Source organism: Streptomyces sp. NPDC002574 (assembly GCF_042889545.1).
Classification (GTDB): Bacteria; Actinomycetota; Actinomycetes; order Streptomycetales; family Streptomycetaceae; genus Actinacidiphila.
This window is the reverse complement of the sequence record NZ_JBIARB010000002.1, coordinates 238429-259314: the sequence shown is the minus strand read 5'-3', so window position 1 is coordinate 259314 and position 20886 is coordinate 238429. Positions and strand designations below refer to the sequence as shown.

The 20886-nt window shown below is 71.8% G+C and carries 18 protein-coding genes and 1 pseudogene; 14 read left to right on the top strand and 5 right to left on the bottom strand.

Annotation, left to right across the window (positions count from 1 at the left end):
• Window positions 1-142: 142 nt before the first annotated feature.
• Window positions 143-388 carry a DUF2283 domain-containing protein gene (locus ACFYXS_RS05050; protein ID WP_389243982.1) on the bottom strand — a complete coding sequence of 82 codons (246 nt, stop codon included), beginning with the start codon at window positions 386-388 and terminating at the stop codon, window positions 143-145.
• 214 nt (window positions 389-602) lie between these two features.
• Here ACFYXS_RS05050 and ACFYXS_RS05045 point away from each other — a divergent pair, with 214 nt between their 5' ends.
• The gene (locus ACFYXS_RS05045) at window positions 603-2048 is read left to right on the top strand and encodes a hypothetical protein (protein ID WP_389243980.1); all 1446 of its coding nucleotides are present in this window, start codon (window positions 603-605) and stop codon (window positions 2046-2048) included.
• Between the two features lie 57 nt (window positions 2049-2105).
• Here ACFYXS_RS05045 and ACFYXS_RS05040 read toward each other — a convergent pair whose 3' ends face one another.
• On the bottom strand, window positions 2106-2804 hold the full coding sequence (locus ACFYXS_RS05040; RefSeq protein WP_389243978.1) for an SDR family NAD(P)-dependent oxidoreductase: 699 nt from the start codon (window positions 2802-2804) through the stop codon (window positions 2106-2108).
• 225 nt (window positions 2805-3029) lie between these two features.
• Between ACFYXS_RS05040 and ACFYXS_RS05035 the strand changes: the two genes are divergently transcribed.
• The 6 genes from ACFYXS_RS05035 (at window position 3030) to ACFYXS_RS05010 (ending at window position 10779) form a co-directional block, all read left to right on the top strand.
• Complete coding sequence (locus ACFYXS_RS05035) at window positions 3030-3185, top strand: hypothetical protein (RefSeq protein WP_389243976.1); 156 nt, start codon at window positions 3030-3032, stop codon at window positions 3183-3185.
• Complete coding sequence (locus ACFYXS_RS05030; protein WP_389243974.1) at window positions 3175-3366, top strand: hypothetical protein; 192 nt, start codon at window positions 3175-3177, stop codon at window positions 3364-3366. The genes ACFYXS_RS05035 and ACFYXS_RS05030 overlap by 11 nt, the downstream gene beginning before the upstream one ends.
• A 252-nt stretch (window positions 3367-3618) precedes the next feature.
• Complete coding sequence (locus ACFYXS_RS05025) at window positions 3619-3771, top strand: hypothetical protein (RefSeq protein ID WP_389243972.1); 153 nt, start codon at window positions 3619-3621, stop codon at window positions 3769-3771.
• 190 nt (window positions 3772-3961) lie between these two features.
• Window positions 3962-5197 carry a GNAT family N-acetyltransferase gene (locus ACFYXS_RS05020; RefSeq protein WP_389243970.1) on the top strand — a complete coding sequence of 412 codons (1236 nt, stop codon included), beginning with the start codon at window positions 3962-3964 and terminating at the stop codon, window positions 5195-5197.
• A gap of 2 nt (window positions 5198-5199) precedes the next feature.
• Window positions 5200-5823, top strand: coding sequence for a hypothetical protein (locus ACFYXS_RS05015; RefSeq protein ID WP_389243968.1), 624 nt, complete (start codon window positions 5200-5202; stop codon window positions 5821-5823).
• Window positions 5824-6675: 852 nt separating this feature from the next.
• A complete protein-coding gene (locus tag ACFYXS_RS05010; RefSeq protein ID WP_389243966.1) occupies window positions 6676-10779 on the top strand; it encodes a carboxypeptidase regulatory-like domain-containing protein in 4104 nt (1367 codons plus the stop codon).
• Window positions 10780-10914: 135 nt separating this feature from the next.
• Here ACFYXS_RS05010 and ACFYXS_RS05005 read toward each other — a convergent pair whose 3' ends face one another.
• A complete protein-coding gene (locus tag ACFYXS_RS05005; protein WP_389243964.1) occupies window positions 10915-11790 on the bottom strand; it encodes a helix-turn-helix transcriptional regulator in 876 nt (291 codons plus the stop codon).
• 166 nt (window positions 11791-11956) lie between these two features.
• Here ACFYXS_RS05005 and ACFYXS_RS05000 point away from each other — a divergent pair, with 166 nt between their 5' ends.
• The gene (locus tag ACFYXS_RS05000; RefSeq protein WP_389243962.1) at window positions 11957-12391 is read left to right on the top strand and encodes a nuclear transport factor 2 family protein; all 435 of its coding nucleotides are present in this window, start codon (window positions 11957-11959) and stop codon (window positions 12389-12391) included.
• Between the two features lie 67 nt (window positions 12392-12458).
• On the opposite strand, the gene ACFYXS_RS04995 is transcribed toward ACFYXS_RS05000, so the two are convergent.
• Window positions 12459-13214, bottom strand: a complete 756-nt coding sequence (locus tag ACFYXS_RS04995) for a helix-turn-helix domain-containing protein (protein ID WP_389243960.1) — start codon at window positions 13212-13214, stop codon at window positions 12459-12461.
• A gap of 240 nt (window positions 13215-13454) precedes the next feature.
• Between ACFYXS_RS04995 and ACFYXS_RS04990 the strand changes: the two genes are divergently transcribed.
• The 4 genes from ACFYXS_RS04990 to ACFYXS_RS04975 all read left to right on the top strand — a co-directional run bounded on the left by ACFYXS_RS04990 (window position 13455) and on the right by ACFYXS_RS04975 (window position 18277).
• Window positions 13455-14120, top strand: coding sequence for a DUF4097 family beta strand repeat-containing protein (locus ACFYXS_RS04990; RefSeq protein ID WP_389243957.1), 666 nt, complete (start codon window positions 13455-13457; stop codon window positions 14118-14120).
• Window positions 14121-14199: 79 nt separating this feature from the next.
• Window positions 14200-15027 (top strand): alpha/beta fold hydrolase, encoded by an 828-nt coding sequence (locus ACFYXS_RS04985; protein WP_389243955.1) that lies wholly within the window; start codon window positions 14200-14202, stop codon window positions 15025-15027.
• 94 nt (window positions 15028-15121) lie between these two features.
• Window positions 15122-16483, top strand: coding sequence for a hypothetical protein (locus tag ACFYXS_RS04980; protein ID WP_389243953.1), 1362 nt, complete (start codon window positions 15122-15124; stop codon window positions 16481-16483).
• A 312-nt stretch (window positions 16484-16795) separates the two neighbouring features.
• Window positions 16796-18277: a CoA-acylating methylmalonate-semialdehyde dehydrogenase gene (locus tag ACFYXS_RS04975; RefSeq protein ID WP_389243951.1), complete on the top strand. Its 1482-nt coding sequence runs from the start codon at window positions 16796-16798 to the stop codon at window positions 18275-18277.
• A 72-nt stretch (window positions 18278-18349) separates the two neighbouring features.
• On the opposite strand, the gene ACFYXS_RS04970 is transcribed toward ACFYXS_RS04975, so the two are convergent.
• A complete protein-coding gene (locus ACFYXS_RS04970; RefSeq protein WP_389243949.1) occupies window positions 18350-18643 on the bottom strand; it encodes a GMC oxidoreductase in 294 nt (97 codons plus the stop codon).
• Between ACFYXS_RS04970 and ACFYXS_RS04965 the strand changes: the two are divergent.
• Window positions 18642-19139: pseudogene (locus ACFYXS_RS04965) on the top strand (LysR substrate-binding domain-containing protein); the annotation flags it as partial. The gene ACFYXS_RS04970 and the pseudogene ACFYXS_RS04965 sit on opposite strands and share 2 nt — an antisense overlap.
• A gap of 169 nt (window positions 19140-19308) precedes the next feature.
• The gene (locus ACFYXS_RS04960) at window positions 19309-20799 is read left to right on the top strand and encodes an FAD-dependent monooxygenase (protein ID WP_389243947.1); all 1491 of its coding nucleotides are present in this window, start codon (window positions 19309-19311) and stop codon (window positions 20797-20799) included.
• The last annotated feature ends 87 nt before the right edge of the window (window positions 20800-20886 follow it).

Here is a 20886-nt window from a genome sequence, read left to right as displayed (position 1 = left end):
CTCGGCCGCGCCCCGGTGACCCCTCACCCGGGCGCGGCCGAGCCGCTCAGTCCATAGGGGGCGCGGTGACGCGATCGCGCGCCACCGCGTGGTCCCAGCGGGGGCACGCCCTCCGCGTTCCGAACTGCCGCACTGCCGTGCTCTACGGACCTTCGGAGTCCAGCCGCTCCGCGGACCTGCGCAGGTACTCGGGCAGTTTCGAACTGGCCGCGAGTACCTCGATGCCGATGAGGCGGCCCTGCTCGTCGAGGTCAAGGTTGATCATGCCGTCGACATCCACCGGGTCGCAGGCGTACATGCGCGCCGAGTGCACACTGGCCTGAGGCTCGGTGAAGTACACGTATGCGGCGTTCACGGACTTGTCGTAGGTGACTCTGACCTCTGTCACAGTGAGTCGGCTCCCTTGCTCTCGTTGATGCCGGCACATGTCCATGCCGCGGGTGTCGTCCGCCTCACGCTCACTGCCGCACTTCGTGCCCGGCACGGCGCTGTCCGAGCCCGGGCGTACTCTTCCCACCGATGATCACCTGCCCGGTCCCGCGGCAACCCTGTGGGTTCCGGGCCGGTTGGGCACGTACACGACGGGAAGAAGGATGCTCTCCATGCGGGAACCGCAGAACCGGTCGACCGGACACCGCCGCAGACGAATGCTCGCCCTGATAGCCGTGAGCGGTGCCGTGCTCGTCGCGGCCGCCGGCCCGGCCGTGGCCGACGGAGGCGACGAGACCGACTACCTCAACGTCAACGCGCCCTGGGAGGTCGTGCTCCCCATGGCGGACGCCGACACCGGGGCGGCGGTCCCGCGGATGCTCCAGCTGAGCGTGGGCCACGACAACCCGGACAACAACGTCACCGGCGGCCGGGTCACCGTCGACGCTCGCGACATCGCGGACGTCGCGACGGTGACGTGGCCGGCCGCGTGCACCCCCGACAGCCTCGCGCCGCTGACCGCGACCTGCGACTTCGGGGCGGTCGGCACGTGGCCCTACACCGACGTCGCCGCTCTCACGCTGCGGGCCAAGGCGGGCGCCGCCGAGGGCGTCTCCGGGTACCTGCACGTCTCCGCCGACGCCGAGAGCGACTTCGGGCAGCTGACCACGGAGCCGATGGACATCTCCGTCACCGTCGGCAGCGGCCCGGACCTGTCCCTCAACCAATTGCCCGATCTCAAGGGTGTGTCCCCGGGCACGGACGTCGATCAGGCCCTCCGGCTGAGCAACCTGGGCGACCAGACGGTCGACCGCACGCTCCTCACCTTCTTCGCCTCGCACGGACTCGACTTCGTGCACCGGTACGCCAACTGCTCCTACGCCGACGACGACCAGGCCGCCAACCCGACGGGGACCAGCGTGGTCTGCGTCGTGGACCAGCCCGCCGAATCCGGCATGACGTACGACCTGTCCGCCGCGGCCGCCGTACACGCCGGCCCTGCGGCGCTGTACGACCGATTCGACTACTCCGCCCAGCCCTACACCGACGAGGCGTACGAGCAGGCCCAGAACGGCAAGGAGTTCACCCCCGGCTCCGGCGGCGAGCTCACCCTCGCCCCGGTGACGGCCGCACGTAGGTCCGTGGCCGAGGAACCCGCACCGGACCTCAACCCCGGTGACAACTACCGCGCCACCACCATCCGGGCCGCCAACACCGCCGACCTGGTGGCGGAAGGCGCGCAGGTGACGGGACTGCCCGGTGACACCGTCACCACCACCGTCTCGGTACGCAACGACGGACCCGCGTGGGTGGCGTCGCTCTTCGCCGGGGAACCGGTCGCGCTGGTCGACGTGACCCTCCCCGAGGGCACCACCGCCGTCGCGGCGCCGGCCAACTGTCTGGGCGGCGGCCGGTCCTTCCGCTGCCACACCCCGATCTACCTCTGGGAGAAGGACCGCAGCGACTTCACCTTCAGCGTGCGCATCGACAGCCTGGTCCCCGCCAATGCCCCGGGCTCCGTCGCCGTCGTCAACGACCACGACGAACCGCCGGTCACCGACTTCGACCCGGACCTGGCCAACAACACCGCCCCGATCACCGTCGCCGCCGTCGGCTGAGACGTGAGTCGCTCGGGGCCCGCCACGTCGTCCAGGCGGCGGGCCCCGAGCCCTCCCTCAGGCGATACCGCCGTTCAACGTGAGGTCGATGCCGTTGGCTATCGGGTTCTCGAGCAGGAACAGGCAACCGTCGACGATGTCGGCCATGGTCGCGAGACGTCCGGTGAGCGTCATCTTCCGGGCCATGTCCTGAAGCTGCTCGTTGTCCACGACGACGGGGCTGTCGACGATGGCCCACGGATGCATCGAGTTCACCCGTACCGGTGCCAGCTCCACGCGCAGCGTGCGCACCAGCCCCTGGACGGCGGCGTTGACCGCGGTAAGTGTCGTCGAACCCGGGTACGGGATGTCCTTGGCCATGCCGCCGAAGAGCAGTACCGACGCGTCCGCGGACATCCGCTCGCGCAGCGAGGCGACCACGGTCGTGTAACCGACGATCTTCGTCGTGGCCAGAGTCGTCGCCGTGACCACGTCGTAGGCGCGGGTGGTGTTCACATCACGCACCATCCCGACGAGCACCACCCGGTCGACGGTCCGCACGCTCTCCAGTGCGGCGGCGATCTCCGCCGGACGGCTCAGGTCCAGTGCGAGCCCCCAGACCGTGCCTCCCGTCTCCTGCACCAGCTCCTCTGCCACCGTCGTGGCCCGCTCCTGGGTGCGTCCGGTGATGACGACGTCAGCACCTCGCCGCGCGTACTCCGCGGCCAGTGCCCGCCCCGTGCCCTGCGTGGCTCCTACGATGAGGACCGTGCTCATTTCCGCTTCCTTCGGGTGTGCGACAGGCTGTCCGTCCATAGGTCAGCCGGCACTTCGCCGCCGGAGGGGCCGCCCCGCGGCGGCCCGGCTCCGCGGCGTCACATCGGCTGCCGTTTCGCGGCAACTCTCCACCACAGCAGGCCTGTTGTCACGCCGGGCGCCTGGCAGCCAGGCGGTATGAAACGGGGCTTCCCGCCCGCTTGCGTGACCGTCGGGAAGCACCTCGTGCAGAGGAACGTCATCAAGATCGGTATCCCTCCGGTCGGCGTTCCCCTTGCGGTGCTGTTGGTCAGGGCGAACCGCAAGATCTCCGACGATGAGGCGCTGCTGATGCGGCACCTGATGGGACTTGCTTCGGGAGCGGCATCAGGTGATCGATGAACAGCTCGCCCACCTTGTCGAGACCGACCCCGCGGAGGTGTGGGGCCGGATAAAGGCCGAGGCGGAGGATTTGAGCGACATCCTCGACGTGGCCGAGCGGGTGGCCGCTGTGGACGGCGCCGTCAATGCGCGCGAGGAATCCGTCATCTCCGAGCTGCGGCATCGCTGCCTCCGAGTCTGACGGCCGCCATGAGACACTTCCCGCAATGGCGGAGTTCCGGCCGCCATTGATCGTGCACCCCTGGGGCGCCCCCAGTCTTTGGGGCGCCCACGTTCCCGTTCCGCCGTTGCGTGGTGCTGATGAGCAGACACGGCTCGCGGTGCCGGCCCCATAGGATCTCGGACAGCGGCCCACCGGCTCGAGATGGCCGCCACCACCTCCAGGGAGTGACCGATTTCGAACGCCTCTGAGCTACAGGCAGGGGACACCGTTGTGGTGACTGACGGCCCCTTCGTCCAGATGACGGGTCCGGTCCTCGCCATCGACCGCGAGCGAAATCGCGTGCAGCTGCTTGTACAGGTCTTCGGGGACGACACGCGCATCGACCTGCCCCTCGACGCGGTGGAGAAGGTGTCCGACACCTGAGTGCACGCTCTGGGCCCGGGTATCACCGAGTGTGTGGCACAGCGGTGGATCACCGGCATTGCGCCGTCACCCGGTGTCGCTGAGGTCAGCCGGATGCGGCCGTAATTCGTTTGACCGGGTCACGACTCGACGCTGCACTGTGGCGGGCGCCATGAACGTGGCGCCGGTACTCCGGGGAGGCAGCGGCAGCATGATGATCCGTCCCACGACCGACCAGGACGTCGACGTCTTCGTCGAGACACTCCATGCGGCGTTCGGGCGCTTCCCGGAGACCCCGGCCGACGACGGCGGAGGGGTCTGGTGGTCTGCGCTCGAAATGGACCGCGGCCTGCTCGCCGTGGCGGCGGACGGACGGCCTGTCGGCACCGCCGGCGCATACTCCTTCGAGTTGACCCTGCCCGGCGGGATGGTCGTCCCGGCCGCCGGGGTGACCGCGGTCGGTGTCATGCCCTCGCACCGACGGCAGGGCGTGCTGCGTGCGATGATGCGGCATCAGCTGGGCGAGCTGCGTGCCCGGGGCGATTTCCTCTCCGTACTGCTCGCCTCCGAGGCCCCGATCTACCGCAGGTTCGGCTACGGACCGGCGACCTACACCGGGCGGTTGACGGTGCCGCGCCACCAGGCAGCCCTCGTCCTCCCCCGGGCGGGCGGGACAGCCGACGGGTCGGCGACGGGCTCTGACTCCGGGTGTGTCGAGGTGCTGCGGCGCACCGAGTGCGTGGGGATCCTGGAGGAGGTCTACGACCGGTACCGCCGTGCGCAGCCTGGCGCGCTGTCCCGGCCGCACCGCTGGTGGGCCCTGGGTGCGGGGCAGCCCCCGGTCTCTCCGGCACCGCGGTACGTGGCCGTGCACCGTGACGCCGACGGCGTCCCGGACGGGTACGCCAGCTACTCCCTAGGCGAGTCGGGCACCTTGACGGTCGACGAGACCATCGCAACCGACGACAGTGTCTTCACGGCCCTGGCCCGGTTCGTGCTCGGGCACGACCTGGTCACTCAGGTGGTCTTCCGGCATGTCCCGCCCGAGCACCCGCTGCGCTGGCAGTTCGTGGATTTCCGGGCCGGCCAGGCAAGCAACCACACCGACTGGCTCTGGGTACGGCTGCTGGACGTCCCGCGTGCGCTGACCGCGCGCGGCTGGTTCACGGACGGCGAGCTCGTCCTCGACGTCGACGACCCGTTCCTCGGCGAGCACGGCCGCTATGTGTTGACCGTCCGGGACAACAAGGCCCACTGCGTCCCCACCGACCGGGACCCCGATCTGTCGCTGGACGTGAGCGACCTGGGCTCGATCTACCTCGGCGGCACCACCCCGAGCACCCTCGTGCGTGCCGGCCGCATCCGAGACCACCGCCCGGGTGCGGCCGCCCTCGCCGACCGCCTCTTCCATGCGGGGCGTCCCCCGCACTGCCTTCATTGGTTCTGACCGTGCCTGACGACGTGTTGACCCTTGGCGTCCTCGGCACCTGGGCGAGCACGACGAAACAGGCGTGGGCGTTCTTCGGCCGGCGCATGCCCGGGCTGCGGTCGAGCGCCCGGGTGACAGCCGAGCAGCCGGGTTCACGTGCCCACTGCCTGAGCGCAGCGCGCGCACTGGTCGCGGCGGGGCGGTGCCGAGCAGGACCGTTGACCGGGTATGGGGACGGTGGGACCATCCGGCACGACTGGACATCGCGCTGGGGGTGGGGCATGGCCGGCAAGCCGGTCGAGGACGTCGAGAGATACTGCCGTCGCTGCGAGCAACGGGTGCCGCCCGTGGTGAACAAGAAGGCCGGCGAGGATTCCGGGATCCTGGCGACAACGCAAGTGGGAGCGTTGGTCGTGGCGGTCGTGAACGTATTCCACCAGCTTGGCTACCCCCCGCCCTTGCCCTGGATTCCCCGCCTGTCCCTCGTGACCACGTGGCCGGCGGCGGTCAGACCCGCGTGGCTCGGTCTGGTGGTCGCGATGGCCGTCTTCGTGGGCTCGGCGATCTTCTCGCTCGAAGCGAAAGCGCGGGCGCAGCGGTCGGCGACATGCCCCATCTGCCTGCTCAGGTTTGACGCCGAGTAGCGGGCCGTCCCACCTCTGCCCGCCCGTTCACCGAAAGACTCCTCCTGCTGTGACTACGGGGTCCTCGGGCGGTTGCTCGGGGTGGGCATGGGCGCCGAAGCCGCCTGGAGCGCGGCCACAGGATCGACGACGTCCCCAGAGGCAGGGCTACCGCGGCGGGCTCCCCCCCCCGTCTCCGTCCTCGGTGGGCTCGGGCGACCGCATCCTCCCATGGGCGTGGCCCGGGCGCTGTTGTCAGCCGATGTCAGCCCTGGATGGCAAAGGCTCCCCGCTCTCTTCACCGGGGCCCTTCCTCCGCGTGGGCGTGGGCGGTTTCGGGCCGTCGGCATCTGCCTCGCAAGGGCAGCCTGTGCCGATCCGTCCGGGTTCTGCGCCGGCCGCGCAGCAGGAGGCGACGCCCGCAGGTGACGGGCCGGCGGGTGAGCGAGCGGCAACAGCCGCCCCCACACGGCGGGTTGACCAGCAGGAACAGCGGCGCCCCGCGCCGTGGCCGGTTCCGTTCGGCGGCGCTGGCGGCTTCCCGTCTGGTGTCGTATTCACGCCCTCAATACTTTCCGTGAACGGTCACGTGTGACGCGCGGCCGGCGTTCGCTCAGCGGACGCCGAGGTCCGGGCATTTGACGACATTCCCAGTGGAAATGCGTGGCCACCGCACCCATTTGGTGACGTTCGGTCACACCGTGCTCACAACATCCCCATTGACATGCACAGAACCCATCTCGCTAATGGGCCCCGGTGAACGCCCCGGCGTCCACCGTCACCCAGGAGCCGTACGCGGCTCGATCCCTGCAAGCACGCATGGGAGTCACGTTGCACAGACCAGCGAGAACCGCACACCCTGTCCACCGGAGGGTGGCCAGGGGCCTGGCCGTCCTCGGCGCCGCCGCCATGGCGGTGCTCGGAGTGCAGGCACCGGCAGGGGCCACGAGCGCGGCGGACGCCCGCCCGGCCGCCTCGGCCACCGGCGCGCGCCCGTCCTTCGAACCCGCCTGTGAGACGCCCAAGCCCTCCCACTTCAGCTGCTTCGCGCTGCGCCGCACCGATGTGAAGCCGTTCAAGGGCCTGATGAAGGCGGCGGACACCCCCGCCGGTTACGGCGCCGGCGATCTGCAGAGCGCCTACAACCTCCCCGCCGACGGCGGTGCCGGGCAGACCGTCGCCATCGTGGACGCCTTCGACGACCCGACCGCCGAGTCGGACCTCGCCGTCTACCGGGCGCAGTTCGGACTTTCGGCCTGCACCACCGACAACGGCTGCTTCCGCAAGGTCGACCAGCGCGGCGGCACCGACTACCCGACGCCCGACCCCGGCTGGGCCGGCGAGATCTCGCTCGACCTCGACATGGTCTCCGCGAGCGCGCCCAACGCGCACATCCTGCTGGTCGAGGCCGACGACAACAGCTTCGAGAGCCTGTCCGCGGCCGTCGACCAGGCGGTCGCGCTCGGCGCGAAGTACGTCTCCAACTCGTACGGCACCGACTACCGGGGCGGTGGCGGCGAGGACCCGTCCGAGACCACCACGCTGGACGCGCACTACAACCACCCCGGCGTCGCGATCACCGCGTCCACCGGTGACTACGGCTACGGCGTGAGCTACCCGGCCGCCTCGCAGTACGTGACCGCGGTCGGCGGCACCACGCTGACCCGCGCCCCGTCCACGACCCGCGGATGGACCGAGTCCGCCTGGGGCGACGCCGGTTCCGGCTGCTCGCTCTACGAGCCCAAGCCCGCCTTCCAGCAGGACACCGGCTGTGACAACCGGGCCCTGGCCGACGTCTCCGCCGTCGCGCAGGACGTGGCGGTCTACCAGACGTACGGCAACGGCGGCTGGGCGGTCTACGGCGGCACCAGCGTCTCCTCGCCCATCATAGCCTCGGTGTACGCGGCCGCCGGCACCCCCGTCGCCGGCTCGTACCCCAACGCGTACCCCTACGCGGCGGGCACCGGGATCAACGACGTCACGACCGGCAGCAACGGCAGTTGCTCCCCGTCGTACCTGTGCACCGGCGGTACCGGCTACGACGGCCCGACCGGGCTCGGCACCCCCGCCGGCCTGACCGCGTTCCGCAGCGGCCCGCACGGCGTGATCACCGGCAGCGTGACCGACAGCGCCACCGGCAAGGCCCTGGCCGGTGCGACCGTCACCGCGGGCGACAGCTCCGCCCGCACCGACGCCTCCGGCGCGTACTCGCTGACGGTGCCCACCGGCACCTACGACGTCTCCGTCGCGGCGTTCGGCTACTCCGACGGCTCCGCCGACGGTGTCGTGGTCGACGACGACGCCACGGTCACCAAGAACTTCACCCTCGCCCCGGTGCCCAGCCAGACGGTCGCCGGCAAGGTCACCGACGGCGCCGGCCACGGCTGGCCGCTGTACGCCAAGATCACCGCGGACGGCGTCCCCGGCGCGGTGTGGACGGATCCGGCCACCGGCTCGTACAGCCTGGACCTGCCCCAGGGGCACTCCTACACCCTGCACGTCGCGGCGGCGACCCCCGGCTACAAGGCCGTCAGCAAGACGGTCACCGTCGGCGGCTCCGCTCAGACGGTGGGCATCGCGGTTCCCGTCGACTCCTGGACGGCGACCCCGCCCGGGTACCGGGTCGACGTGACCGGCACCACCGAGCCCTTCGACGCCACCGACGCCCCGCCGGCCGGCTGGAAGGTGGAGAACGCCGAGGACACCACGGGCGGCTGGGAGTTCGACGACCCGGGCAACCGCACCAACCGCACCGGCGGTGACGGCGCGTTCGCCATCATCGACAGCGACCACTTCGGTGGTGGCGCCACCCAGGACACCTCACTGGTCAGCCCGGTCTACGACTTCACCGGGAAGAACGACCCCGAGGTGGCCTTCAACACCGAGTACAAGGCCTACTCCAACCAGTCCGCGGTCGTCGAGGCGACCTCGGACGGCGGCGCGACCTGGACGAGGATCTGGGCCCCCGGCTCGGACGTCGCGGGTGACCGCATCGAGGCCTCGCTGTCGGACTTCGCCGGCAAGCCCGCGGTGCAGCTGCGCTTCCACTTCGCCGGCAGCTTCGGCTGGTGGTGGTCCGTCGACAACGTCTTCGTCGGCGACCGGCACCTCACCCCCGTCCCCGCCGGCCTGGTCGTGGGCACCGTCACCGACGCCAACACCGGTGACGGCATCGTCGGAGCCGCTGTCACCAGCCAGGACAAGCCCGCCGAGTCGACCACCACGGTGGCCACTCCCGACGACCCGAACCTGCCCGACGGCTTCTACTCCTTCGTCTCGACCGCCTTCGGCAGCCACCCCTTCACCGCGGCCAAGGCCAAGTACACCTCGGTGACCAAGTCGGTGAAGACCGGGGCCGACAGCGCCGTCCAGGCCGACTTCAAGCTCAAGGCCGGCAAGGTCACCATCACCCCGGCCTCCGTCTCCGCCTCCGTCGCCTGGGGCGGTTCCAAGACGCAGAAGCTGACCGTCAAGAACACCGGCGGCACGGCCGCCACGGTCAAGCTCGGTGAGCAGTCCGGCGGCTTCACCCAGCAGGCCAAGGGCGCGGCCCTGCAGACCGTCAAGGGTGACTTCAACGCGCTGTCCAGCAAGGCCCACGCGGCGGCCGGTTCGGCCAAGCCGTCCGCGGCGGCCCCGGCGGACGACACCTGGCAGAGCGCCCCGGACCTGCCGGGCGCCCTGATGGACAACGCCGTCGCCTCTCTCGACGGCAAGGTCTACTCCGCCTTCGGCTACAACGGAGCCACCGACGTCAAGGACCTGTACGTCCTCGACCCGGTCGCCGGCAGCTGGACGAAGCTGGCGAGCGCCTCCGACACCCGTGAGGACCCCGCGCACGGCTTCATCGACGGCAAGCTCTACGTCGCCGGCGGCTGGGGCCCGACGGGCGCCCCGGACGGGAAGCTGGAGATCTACGACCCGCAGTCGGACAGCTGGACCACCGGCGCGTCCGCGCCGAAGCCGTACGCGGGCTCCGGCACCGCCGTCCTGGACGGCAAGCTCTACATGATCGGCGGATGCGCCACCGACTCGTGCGGCACCACCGACGCGAGTGTCTACGACGCCGCCACCAACAGCTGGTCCCAGATCGCCGCCTACCCCGAGGCCGTCTCGTGGGAGGCCTGCGGCGCCATCGACGGCCGGATCTACTGCGCCGGCGGTCTGGGCGCGAGCAACAACGACATCACCCACACCTACGCCTACGACCCGGGCACCGACAGCTGGTCCCAGCTGGCGGACGTGTCGGCCCCCCAGTGGGGTACCGCCTACGCCGCGGCCAACGGCCGGCTGATCCTCGTCGGCGGCGTCGGCAACAACGCCCTGACCAACCGCAGCCAGGCCTTCGACCCGGCCTCCGGCACCTGGGGCGCCCTCCCCAACGCCAACCTCGCCACCTACCGCGGCGGCGGCGCGCCCGGCTTCTACAAGGTCGGCGGCGGCAGCGCTCCCGGCACGCCGGCCGCCAAGGTCGAGGTGCTCCCCGGCTACGACCAGACCGGATCGGGTGACGTGGACTGGCTGAGCACCAGCGTCCAGCAGCTCACCCTGCAGCCCGGGACCAGCGCCACCGTCACGGTCTCCCTGGACGCCTCGGCGGCCTCGGTGACGCAGCCCGGTGACCTGACCGCCGGTCTGAGCGTGGGCACCGACACGCCGTACTCCGTGCCGCGGATCCCGGTCGCCCTGCACGTCGACCCGCCCAAGACCTGGGGGAAGATCGCCGGTCTCGTCCTGGGCAACACGGCCAACGGCGGCACCGCGCCGCTGGCCGGGGCGACCGTGCAGATCGACAGCTGGGCGTCGACCTACACCCTCACCACCGCCTCCGACGGCACCTACGGGCTGTGGCTCGACACCCGCAACAACCCGCTGACCGTCATCGTCGCCAAGGACGGCTACCAGCCGACCGTCGCCACGCTGAAGCTGAAGAAGGGAGCGACGGTCACCGGCAACTTCACCCTCAAGCGCAAGTAACTCCGGGGAAGCGGCCGGGAAGGGCGCCGGCGGCACCGGGAACGGGCCGCCGGCACGCCCCCGGCGTCGAACCACGGTACGACGGACGGCCGGTCCCCTCGGGGGCCGGCCGTCCGTCGTCGCCCGGTGGCGCCGTCACGGTTGTGCGGGCGACGGGTCGCCCCCGGGGGTGGCGGACCAGCTCGCGAGCAGCTTCAGGCCGTCCTCGGCGGCGGATCCGGGAGGCGCGCTGTAGGCGACCACGCTCAGGCCGCTCTCGTCCGGCAGGCTCATGGTCTCCTGGTCGAGTTCCAGATCGCCGACGAGCGGATGGTTCAGGCGTTTCGTGCTCTCGCGGAAGACGTGGACGCTCTGGGAGCCCCACATCACGCGGAACGCATCACTGCGGGTGGACAGTTCACCGATCAGGTTCGACAACTCCCGGTCGTAGGGGTGCTTTCCGGCCTCGACGCGCAACGCGCCGACGGCGAAGCGGGCCATCCGCTCCCAGTCGGTGTAGAACCGCCGTGCCGCGGCGTGGAAGAACGCGAAACGGGCGACGTTCCCTTCGCACGCCGGGTCGGCGAACATCTCGCAGTACAGGGCCCGGCCCAGCGGGTTGGCGGCCAGCGTGTCGAGGCGGTTGTTCATCACGTACGCGGGCAGCCCCGGCATCCCCTCCACGATCCGCGCCACGCTCGCCCGCACCGCCGGCCTGGCCTCCCGCCGCGGGGGCCGCACCCGGGCCGCCGGGCCCGCGGCCCGGGCCAGGTCGTACAGGTACATGCGCTCGGTGTCGTCCAGCCGCAGGGCTTGGGCAAGAGCGTCCAGCACACTGTCGGAGACGCCCTTGAGGTTGCCGCGCTCCAGGCGCGTGTAGTACTCCACGCTCACCCCGGCGAGCGCCGCGATCTCGCCCCGGCGCAGTCCGGGCACCCGCCGCCGGCCGTACACGGGCAGACCCGCCTGCTCGGGGGTGATCATCTCGCGTCGGGAGCGGAGGAATGCGCTGACTGCGTCCCGGTTGTCCATGACGACAGGGTAGGCAGGCCGCGCCCCCGGTGGGGGTCCCTGCCGGTACCCCTCACAGCGAGGACTCCCCCGCCGGCGCCGCCTGCCGTTGCATGGTGCCTGCCCCGGTCCTGCGGGGTCCGACCGGACCTCGAGGCACCTCGGCACGACGGAAGGGACACACACGATGAACGACCGGATCGAGACCGCGCCGCAGAACCCCGCGGACGTCGTACGAGCGCTGTACGACGCCCTCGCCAAGGGCGACGTGCCCGGCGTGCTGGCGGTCCTCGCCCCCGAGGTGATCGTCGACGAACCGACCCAACTCCCCTACGGGGGCGTGCACCAGGGCCGCGAGGCGTTCGTCGGATCGGTCCTGGGCGCGATGATGGGCCACGCCGACGTCACCATCACCGCGGCCGAGGTGTTCCAGGGCCCGGCCGGCGTGGTCGGAACACTCACAGGAACGCTCACGGCCCACACCACCGGTGAACGGTTCCCGCTGACCATGGTGGAGATCCACCAGGTCGAGAACGGCGCGGTGCGCAAGATCGACGTCTACACCAAGAACCCGCACGAACTCGCCGCGTTCTACGCACGCGCCGAGGCGGCGACCGCCTGAGGGGCCCTGTCGCGGCCGAGTCGCCGACGCCGGCGCGAGCAACTCGGCCGTCCGGGCAGCCGTCCGGCTATCCGTGGTCCGGAGTCGGCCGGGCCGCGTCGTCCGCGGTGGTCTCGGGCTTGGCGTGGAGGACGTCGCGGGCCTGTTCGGCGGCGCGGGTGATGCTCTCGCTGATGAAGTCGAGGAAGCGGGCGATGTTCTCCAGGCGCGCGGCCGCCGGGGTCTGCGGGCCGAGGACCGCCACTCCCTGGCGGGCGGTGGCGACGAGTTGGTCGTTGGCCCGGGCGCTGGCGATCGTCGCCTGGTAGAAGAGCTCGTTGTCGACGACGTAGCGGTCGCGGCGGCGTTCGTCGCGTTCCCGGCGGACCAGGCTCTGGCTCTCCAGGAACGTGATCGCCTTGGAGATGGACGCCGGGCTGACCTGGAGGCGCTGGGCGAGTTCGGACGCGGAGAGACTGCCCGCGTCGGTGGTGAACAGGCAGGTCAGCACCCGGGCCGTCATCTTGCTCAGGCCCGATGCCATCAGCACGGTCGTGAACGTCTCCTCGTACTCGGCCACCGCCGCGGCATCACGTCCGTGCGGCTGCGGGGCCGACTCCGCCCCCCGCGCGGCGGCGGGCCTGCGCCGGTGGGCGCGGTGTTCGGTGGCGCGGTGGGCCAGGTCGGCGCGATAGGCGGTGGGGCCGCCGTTGCGCATCACCTCGCGCGTGACCGTCGAGGTCGGGCGTTCCAGACGCCGGGCGATCTCGGCGTAGGGCAGGCTGTCGGCCAGCCCCAGCGCGATCTGCTGGCGTTCGGACTGAGTGAGCCTGCCTCCCGGCATCGCCATCTCCCTGGGTTGTTCCTCGGATCGGTCCCCGATCCGGCCACTATAGCGTTCACTTCCCGTCCATTGCACTGATCGCAACCACGGTCGTTGCGTTCCCTTCAAGGCCGTTGCAATGGTTTTGTAGCGCTGGCCTGCAAGGTTACCGATTCCATGCAACAAGGGTGTTGTCGAGATACGGAAAGCAACGTAGCGTTTCCGATGTCAGAAACGTTGAGACGAGCACGGGAGACCACGATGCACACGTTCGACACCTCCGCCCCGATCTCCGCCGTCCTGGACATCCCCGCCGGACGCGTCCGGTTCGTCGCCGCCGACCGCGCCGACGCCACCGTCGAGGTCCTGCCCGCCGACCCCGCCAAGAGCCGTGACGCCGCGACCGCCCAGCAGACCTCCGTCTCCTACGCCGACGGCGTCCTGCGGGTCACCGCCCCGGCTGCCGACAACCGGCTCGTCGACCGCCGCGGGGCCCTGGAGATCACCGTCCACCTGCCCGCCGGCTCCCGCGTCCGGGCCACGACCGCCGCCGCCGAGCTCCACAGCACCGGACGCCTCGGCGACATCGCCTTCGACGGCGCGTACCGCCGGATCACGATCGACGAGGCCGCGAGCGTCCACCTCACCGCCGTCGACGGCGACGTCGAGATCGGCCGGCTCGGCGGCCCCGCGCAGATCACCACCGCACGCGGCGACATCACCATCGCCGAGGCCGTCCACGGCGCGGTCGTGCTCCGCACCGAGACAGGCGACATCACGGTCACCGCCGCCGCCGGCGTCTCCGCCGTCCTCGACGCCGGCACCGCCTACGGCCGCATCGACAACGCCCTGAAGAACGACGGCGCCGCCGGCCTCGACATCCGCGCCACCACCGCCCGCGGCGACATCACCGCCCGCAGCCTCTGACCGAACCCCACCGGCAACGGTCCGGCAGAGCCCACCACGACCCGCCCCACAGCACACCCGACGCGAGCAGGGGGAACCCATGACGAAGAACAGCTCTTCCACGACGAGTCCGCGGTGGACCGGCTTGGTGCCGGTCGACGACACGGCCCTGGCCGTCACCGACACCGGCGGCCCCGGCATCCCGGTGCTGTACCTCAACGGCCAGTTCGCCACCCAGGGGTACTGGCGGCGCGTCATCGCCGAACTCGGCCCGCAGTGGCGGCACATCACCTACGACGAGCGTGCCCGCGGCAAGTCGAGGCGATCGGCGGACTACTCCTTCGAGGCCGCCGTCCGGGACGTCGACGCCGTCCTCGCCGCCCGGAACGTCGACCGGGCACTGGTGGTGGGCTGGTCCTACGGCGCCGTCGTCGCGGCGCACTGGGCGCGACGCAACCCGCAGCGCGCCCTGGGCGCGGTCCTGGTCGACGGCGCGTTCCCCCACGACTGGCTCGACGACGCGATGGAGCAGCGGATCCGCAAGCTCTTCCGGCGCATGAGCTGGTTCCTGCCCCTGCTGCGGCCCACCGGCCTGGCCCCGCGGATGACCGCCGCACAGCAGGCCGAGAGCAACATCGAACTCGGCAAGCTGTCCCGTGAACGCGAACTGCGCCCCGTGCTCGACGACGTCACCGTCCCCGTCCGCTACGTCGTCGCCTCCGGCACGTCCTTCGGCAGCCGCGGCGACGAACAGGAACGCATCCGCGCCGGCCTCGACACCGTAACCGCCCACAACCCCCACATCGAGATCGCCGCGAAGGTCGCCAGCAACCACGGGGCCATCCTGAAGAAGGACTACCCGGCCGTCGCCCAGGCCCTTCGCGACATCGCCCCGCACCCGGAGGACCGGACAGGCGGCGAGGCTTGAGCACCCGTGAGCCATGCGCATCGCTGACCCCTGACAGAACGTCAGGGGTCAGCGGGGCCGACAGCCGCAACCGCAGCCCCGACAGCGTGAGCGTATGGTCCATCTCGAGCAGCCGCAGTTGTCCGGACTGGGGCGGAACCCGGCCGCGCCGACGGGCGTCATGGTGCGCCTGGCCGTGCACCCGGCCGGTCGGCACGGGCTGACCATGCGCGAGGGGCAACTGCCGGACGCGGCCGCCGAGGCCCTGCTGACACACGGCGGCAGTGATGCGGCAGTGCTCCTGCACGGGCGCCGCGGCTCGCCGTCGATGCGGCGCCGGATCGCCGAGCACCCCGACCCGGCCATCCGGGACGCCCACGCGGACTTCGTCCGGGCCATGGTGGAGTGCGGTGTGCCGATGGGCATCGAGGCTCTGGTCGAAGCCTACGGCAGGCCGCCTGACGAGCTCTCCGCCGACTCCGACCCCAAACTGCGCGCGATGGTGGCAAAGACCTGGCGGGACCGGCCGACCAGGGTGCACCTGGCACTCCTCACCGATCCGGACCCCAGGGTGCGTGCCGCAGCAACCACCGCAGAGCACCCGGGCGTGCCTCCGCACTATGCCGAGCGCTGCCTCGCCGACCCGGCCAGCCGGGCCAACGTCGCACGCTATCTCCCTTTGAGCCCTGGCCAGTTCGCCCGACTGCTGGCGGCCGCGGACAAGACGGTGCTGCACGCCGTGGCCGGCAACCCGCACCTGACGGCCGGCATGGTGAGGCGTCTGCAGGACAGCGAGGATCCCGCCGTACGCGTCGCGGTGGCCTACAGTCGCCACACCACCCCTGAGACCCGCGGCCGGCTCCTCGCACTGGTGGAGGCCGAGGACGCCGCCGGCAGCGCCGACGCCGGTCTCGCTCTTCGCTGGTCGTCCTACGAGCCGCGCTGGCTGCGGGACGCACCGCTGGCCGAGCGGCTCACGTACCTGGACTGCCCGCACGCGGTGTTCCGAAAAGTACTGGCGGACGGCCGGGACCTGCCGGAGCAGGCCTGGCAGAGGCTGGACGACGACCCGGCCGTGTCCGTTCGCCGTGCTGCGGCCCGCCGACCCGGCACACCACCGCAGGTCCTGCTGCGGCTGCTCCGCGAGCACGGCGACTCCTTCCACATCCGGCCATCGCTGGTGGACCACCCCAACTTTCCACGCCAGGCCCTGGGCGGTTTTGCCGGCGAGCCCGATCCGCGAGTGCGCGTGCTCGCCCTGGAGGACCCGGATCTGCCCGTTGCGGCACTGCGGCGCCTCGCGACCGACCAGGAGCCGTCCCTGCGCGCCGGCACGGCCGGACACCCCAACGTCGGCCCAGAACTGCTGGAGGGGCTGCTGGCGGACCCGGAACCGCGGGTCACCGACAACGCGGCGGCCAACCCCGTGCTGACACGGGCCCGGATGTACCGCATCCTTGCCGCGGCCGGCCTCTGACCGCCCTCAGGACACACCCGAGCCGGACGGCAACCGTCCGGGACGGTCGACCCGGCGGCGTGCGGGAGGACAGTGACCCGTGCCACCACACTGCGGGACCGGTCGCAGGCACATCGGGCCCCGGGCCTTCCGTGCGCCTCTTCGCGGGGATCTGAGCAGTAGATTCCAACTCAGCGGTGCCGGCCCCGAAGGCGTGGTGGCACCTGCTCCCGGCCGTCGATCGCGGCCCCGTCCGGCCGCGATCGAGGCGTGTGAGGTGCGGCGAACAGACCCTCGCAGCCCGCCGCCGTCATTCTTGGAGGAGTTCTGCCGATGAAGACCGTCACCCACTGGATCGGTGGCAAGCCCTTCGTCGACGCTTCGGGTGCCTCCGGCACCTGGGGCGCCGTGACCGACCCCGCGACCGGCGAGGTCACCGCTCAGGTGGCGATGGCCGGCGCGGAGGAGGCCGACGCGGCGGTCGCCGCGGCGAAGGGGGCCTATGCGACCTGGCGTACGACCCCGCTCGCGCGGCGGATCGCGATCCTCTTCCGCTACCGCGCCCTGCTGGACGGGCACCGCGACGACATCGCCGCGCTGATCACCGCGGAACAGGGCAAGGTCCACGCGGACGCGCTGGCGGAGGTGGCCCGGGGCCTGGAGATCGTCGAGCTGGCCTGCGGGATCGGCACGGCGCTCAAGGGCGACACGTCCACGGAGGTGTCGAACGGCGTCGACGTGGCGTCGATCCGGCAGCCGCTCGGTGTGGTCGTCGGCATCTCGCCGTTCAACTTCCCCGCCATGATCAGCATGTGGATGTTCCCCATGGCGATCGCGTGCGGGAACACCTTCGTCCACAAGCCGAGCGGGAAGGCCCCTTCGGCCTCCATGCTCCTGGCGGAACTCGCGGCCGAGGCCGGGGTGCCCGACGGTGTGCTGAACATCCTGCACGGCGACAAGGTCGCGGTGGACGCGCTGCTCGACCACCCGGACGTGGCGGCGGTGTCGTTCGTGGGCTCCACGCCGGTCGCCCGCCACGTCTACGGCAGGGCGTCCGCGAGCGGCAAGCGCGTCCAGGCCCTCGGCGGGGCGAAGAACCACATGCTGGTGCTGCCCGACGCCGACCTCGACGCGGCGGCCGACGCGGCCGTGTCCGCCGCCTACGGCTCCGCGGGCCAGCGCTGCATGGCCGTCTCCGTGGTGGTCGCGGTCGGCTCGGCGGGCGACGCGCTGGTCCCCCGGATCGCCGAGCGGGCCACGAGGCTCACCATCGGGCCGGGCAACGACCCGAAGTCCGAGATGGGCCCGCTCGTCACCAGGGCGCACCGCGACGAGGTCGCCGAGTACGTCGCGGGCGCGGCCGCCCAGGGCGCCGACGTGGTGCTCGACGGCCGGGGCTTCACCGTCGAGGGCCTGGAGAACGGGTTCTGGATGGGCGTCTCGCTCCTCGACAGGGTCAGTACGGACGCGGACGCCTACCGCAAGGAGATCTTCGGTCCCGTCCTGTGCGTGGTCCGCGCGGAGACCTACGAAGAGGCCATCGCGATCGTCAACGGCTCCCGCTTCGGCAACGCCGCCGCGATCTTCACCCGCGACGGCGGCGCGGCCCGCCGGTTCCAGCTGGAGGTCGAGGCCGGCATGGTCGGCGTGAACGTGCCGATGCCGGTGCCCGTGGGCTACCACTCCTTCGGCGGCTGGAAGGACTCGGCCTTCGGCGACCACCGCATGTACGGCAGCGAGGCCGTGCACTTCTACACACAGGGCAAGGTCATCACGAGCCTGTGGCCGGAGCCGGACGTCCCCGCGTCCCGCTGACCCCCGCCAGAGCGCGCACGACCGCACCGGCTCCCCCGGACGCCGCGGCCAGGGTGCCGGTCGGCGCGCGGATCACTCCCCCCGCGTACGGGCGATCAGTTCGGCCGCGCGTTCGCCGATCATCACGGACGGGGCGTAGGTGTCGCCGCGCGTGATGGTCGGCATGACGGACGTGTCCGCGACACGCAGCCCTGTGATGCCGTGCACGTGCAGATCGGGCCCGACCACCGCGTACTCGTCGTCCCCGGCACGGCAGGTGCCGGCAGGGTGGTTGACGGAGACGGTGGACTCGCGTGCGGAGCCCGCCCGCAGGGCGCGGGTCAGTGTTGCGGTGCCCCCTTCGCGGCTGATGACGTGGACGCGCATCGATCTCGCCCTGCTGTCGTCGGCCCCGCCGTTCCGGGTACCGGACGACGAGTCGCCCCCGCTGTCGCTCCAGACGCTCACGGAGCGCGCCCTGTGCGTCGCGGTGCGCGCAACCCACCCGCCGGCCCGCCGGGAGTTCGTCGACGCGGAGGACCTGCGGGGCCAGCAGTGGATCGCCGGTTCGTCGTCCGGCCCGGACCGGCTCCTGGGCGTCTGGCCGGGCCTGGACGAACGTCCTCGGGTCGTCCACACGGTCCGCGACTGGCTGGCGAAACTGCACCTGGTGGCCAACGGCTGCGGACTGACGACCGTACCGTCCGCTCTGGCGCAGGCCGCGCCTGACGGGGTGCGGGTCCTGCCGGTGCGCGGCGGGCCCCAGGAGCGGCGACGTGTGCTGGTGGCGCGGCTCCCCCAGCCGCCGACCGAAGCGGGCGTCCGCCTCGCGGAAGCGCTGCGCAGCGCGGCCCTGGCCGCCGGCACGGCTCCCGATCCGTGAGGGGCCGTCCCGCGCGGGTCACCCAACTCCCTTGCACTGTCGCTGCGTTGGCCAGGTCCGGACGGTCGGCCCGGCAGCGGTTCTCTGTTACTGTCCCCGCCGACAGGCCACTGCGGGGGCGCGGATCGACCGACCGCGCCCGTGGATCCACTCATCGGCGGAGGAACGCATGGGAGAGGCCGTTGTCGTCGGTGCCGGGCCGACGGGCCTGTGGCTGGCGGCGGAACTGCGTCTGGCGGGCGTCGATGTGACGGTCGTCGAGAGGCGCGAGGACCGCTTTCCCCATTCGAAGGGCTTCACGATCCATCCGCGGACGATGGAGATCTGGGCGTCGCGCGGAATCGACCACCTTTTCCTCGACGAGGGCAGGAAGATCCCGAACTCGCATTTCGGCCTGCTCGACCAGCGCGTCGACTTCAGCGCGCTGGACACGCCCTTCCCCCACATCCTCGTCCTGGGGCAGCCGAGGGTGGAGGAACTGCTGGAGCGGTACGCCCTGGACCTGGGCGTGGACATCAGGCGTGGGCACGGCTTCGCCGGCCTGACGCAGGACGCAGGTTCCGTGGTGGCCCGCGTGGAGTCCGCGACCGGGACGTACCCACTGGAGGCCGACTACCTGGTCGGGTGCGACGGCGCCGCGAGCGAGGTCCGCAAGGCCGCCGGAATCGCCTTTCCGGGGACGGAGTCCACCGCGTACACGTGGATCGCCGACGTCACCCTCGACGACCCGCCCTCTGTCCCGTACTTCCAGCGGAACAGCGCCGCGGGCCAGGCGCTCATCGTGCCCATGGGCAACGGCGTCCACCGGGTCGGCGGGGTCAACGCCGACGAGGACGGCGACGACGACTGGACGGAGCGTGCCGGGGCGGAGGAGCTTCGCATCCGGCTGGCGGCCATCGCCGGCTCGGACTTCGGCCTGCGCGATCCGCTCTGGATCTCCAGGACGGGATCCGCCAACCGGCTCGCCGAGCGCTACCAGCACGGACGCGTCCTTCTCGCCGGGGACGCCGCCCACCGCATCTTCCCCGTCGGCGGCCTGGGCTTGAACGTCGGTCTCCAGGACGCCTGGAACCTGGGGTGGAAGCTCGCCGCCACTCTGCGGGGCTGGGCCCCCGACGGCCTGCTGGAGAGCTACCACGACGAACGCCACGGCGCCGGTGTCGCCCTGATGGAACTCGTCCGCGCGCAGACGTCGCTCATGACCGACTTCCGACCGGATCTGCTGTCGCTGCGCGCGGTGCTGAACCGGGCCGTGACCGACGTGCCCGCCTTCTCCTCCCTGCTCGCGAAGGAACTGTCCGGGCTCGCCGTCGCCTATTCGCCGGGCGGTGACGCCCATCCACTGGTCGGCCACCGGGCGCCGGACATCCGGCTCTCCGACGGTGGGGGACTCTTCTCGGTCCTCGCCCCCGACCGGTACGTCCTGCTCATGGCCTCGAAGGCGGACGCGGAAGCCGCGTCCTCCCGCACGGGGATCGCGCCCCCGCCGCACGTGCTGACCGTGGTCGCGGACGACCCCGGCGGCGCGCGGACGGACTGGGACCGGCTCCGCGCGGCGCTGATCCGCCCGGACGGCCACGTCGCCTGGGCCGCGTGGACCGGCGACGGCGCGACGCTGACGGCTTCCGCAGCGGAAGCGGTCGCCGCCGTCCGGCGCTGACCGCGAGGCTCGGAGCGGCCGGGGGGGGCCCCCCCCCCGGGGGGGGGGGCCCGCCCGGGGGGGGGGGGGGGGAGGGCGCCGGCCCCC

Coding starts and splice junctions, on each gene's coding strand:
- ACFYXS_RS04980 (WP_389243953.1), top strand. CDS start 15,122: ATGGTCCATCTCGAGCAGCCGCAGTTGTCCGGACTGGGGCGGAACCCG.
- ACFYXS_RS04970 (WP_389243949.1), bottom strand. CDS start 18,643: ATGCGCGTCCACGTCATCAGCCGCGAAGGGGGCACCGCAACACTGACC.
- ACFYXS_RS05040 (WP_389243978.1), bottom strand. CDS start 2,804: ATGAGCACGGTCCTCATCGTAGGAGCCACGCAGGGCACGGGGCGGGCA.
- ACFYXS_RS05020 (WP_389243970.1), top strand. CDS start 3,962: ATGATGATCCGTCCCACGACCGACCAGGACGTCGACGTCTTCGTCGAG.
- ACFYXS_RS05000 (WP_389243962.1), top strand. CDS start 11,957: ATGAACGACCGGATCGAGACCGCGCCGCAGAACCCCGCGGACGTCGTA.
- ACFYXS_RS05045 (WP_389243980.1), top strand. CDS start 603: ATGCGGGAACCGCAGAACCGGTCGACCGGACACCGCCGCAGACGAATG.
- ACFYXS_RS04960 (WP_389243947.1), top strand. CDS start 19,309: ATGGGAGAGGCCGTTGTCGTCGGTGCCGGGCCGACGGGCCTGTGGCTG.
- ACFYXS_RS04995 (WP_389243960.1), bottom strand. CDS start 13,214: ATGCCGGGAGGCAGGCTCACTCAGTCCGAACGCCAGCAGATCGCGCTG.
- ACFYXS_RS04975 (WP_389243951.1), top strand. CDS start 16,796: ATGAAGACCGTCACCCACTGGATCGGTGGCAAGCCCTTCGTCGACGCT.
- ACFYXS_RS04990 (WP_389243957.1), top strand. CDS start 13,455: ATGCACACGTTCGACACCTCCGCCCCGATCTCCGCCGTCCTGGACATC.
- ACFYXS_RS04985 (WP_389243955.1), top strand. CDS start 14,200: ATGACGAAGAACAGCTCTTCCACGACGAGTCCGCGGTGGACCGGCTTG.
- ACFYXS_RS05005 (WP_389243964.1), bottom strand. CDS start 11,790: ATGGACAACCGGGACGCAGTCAGCGCATTCCTCCGCTCCCGACGCGAG.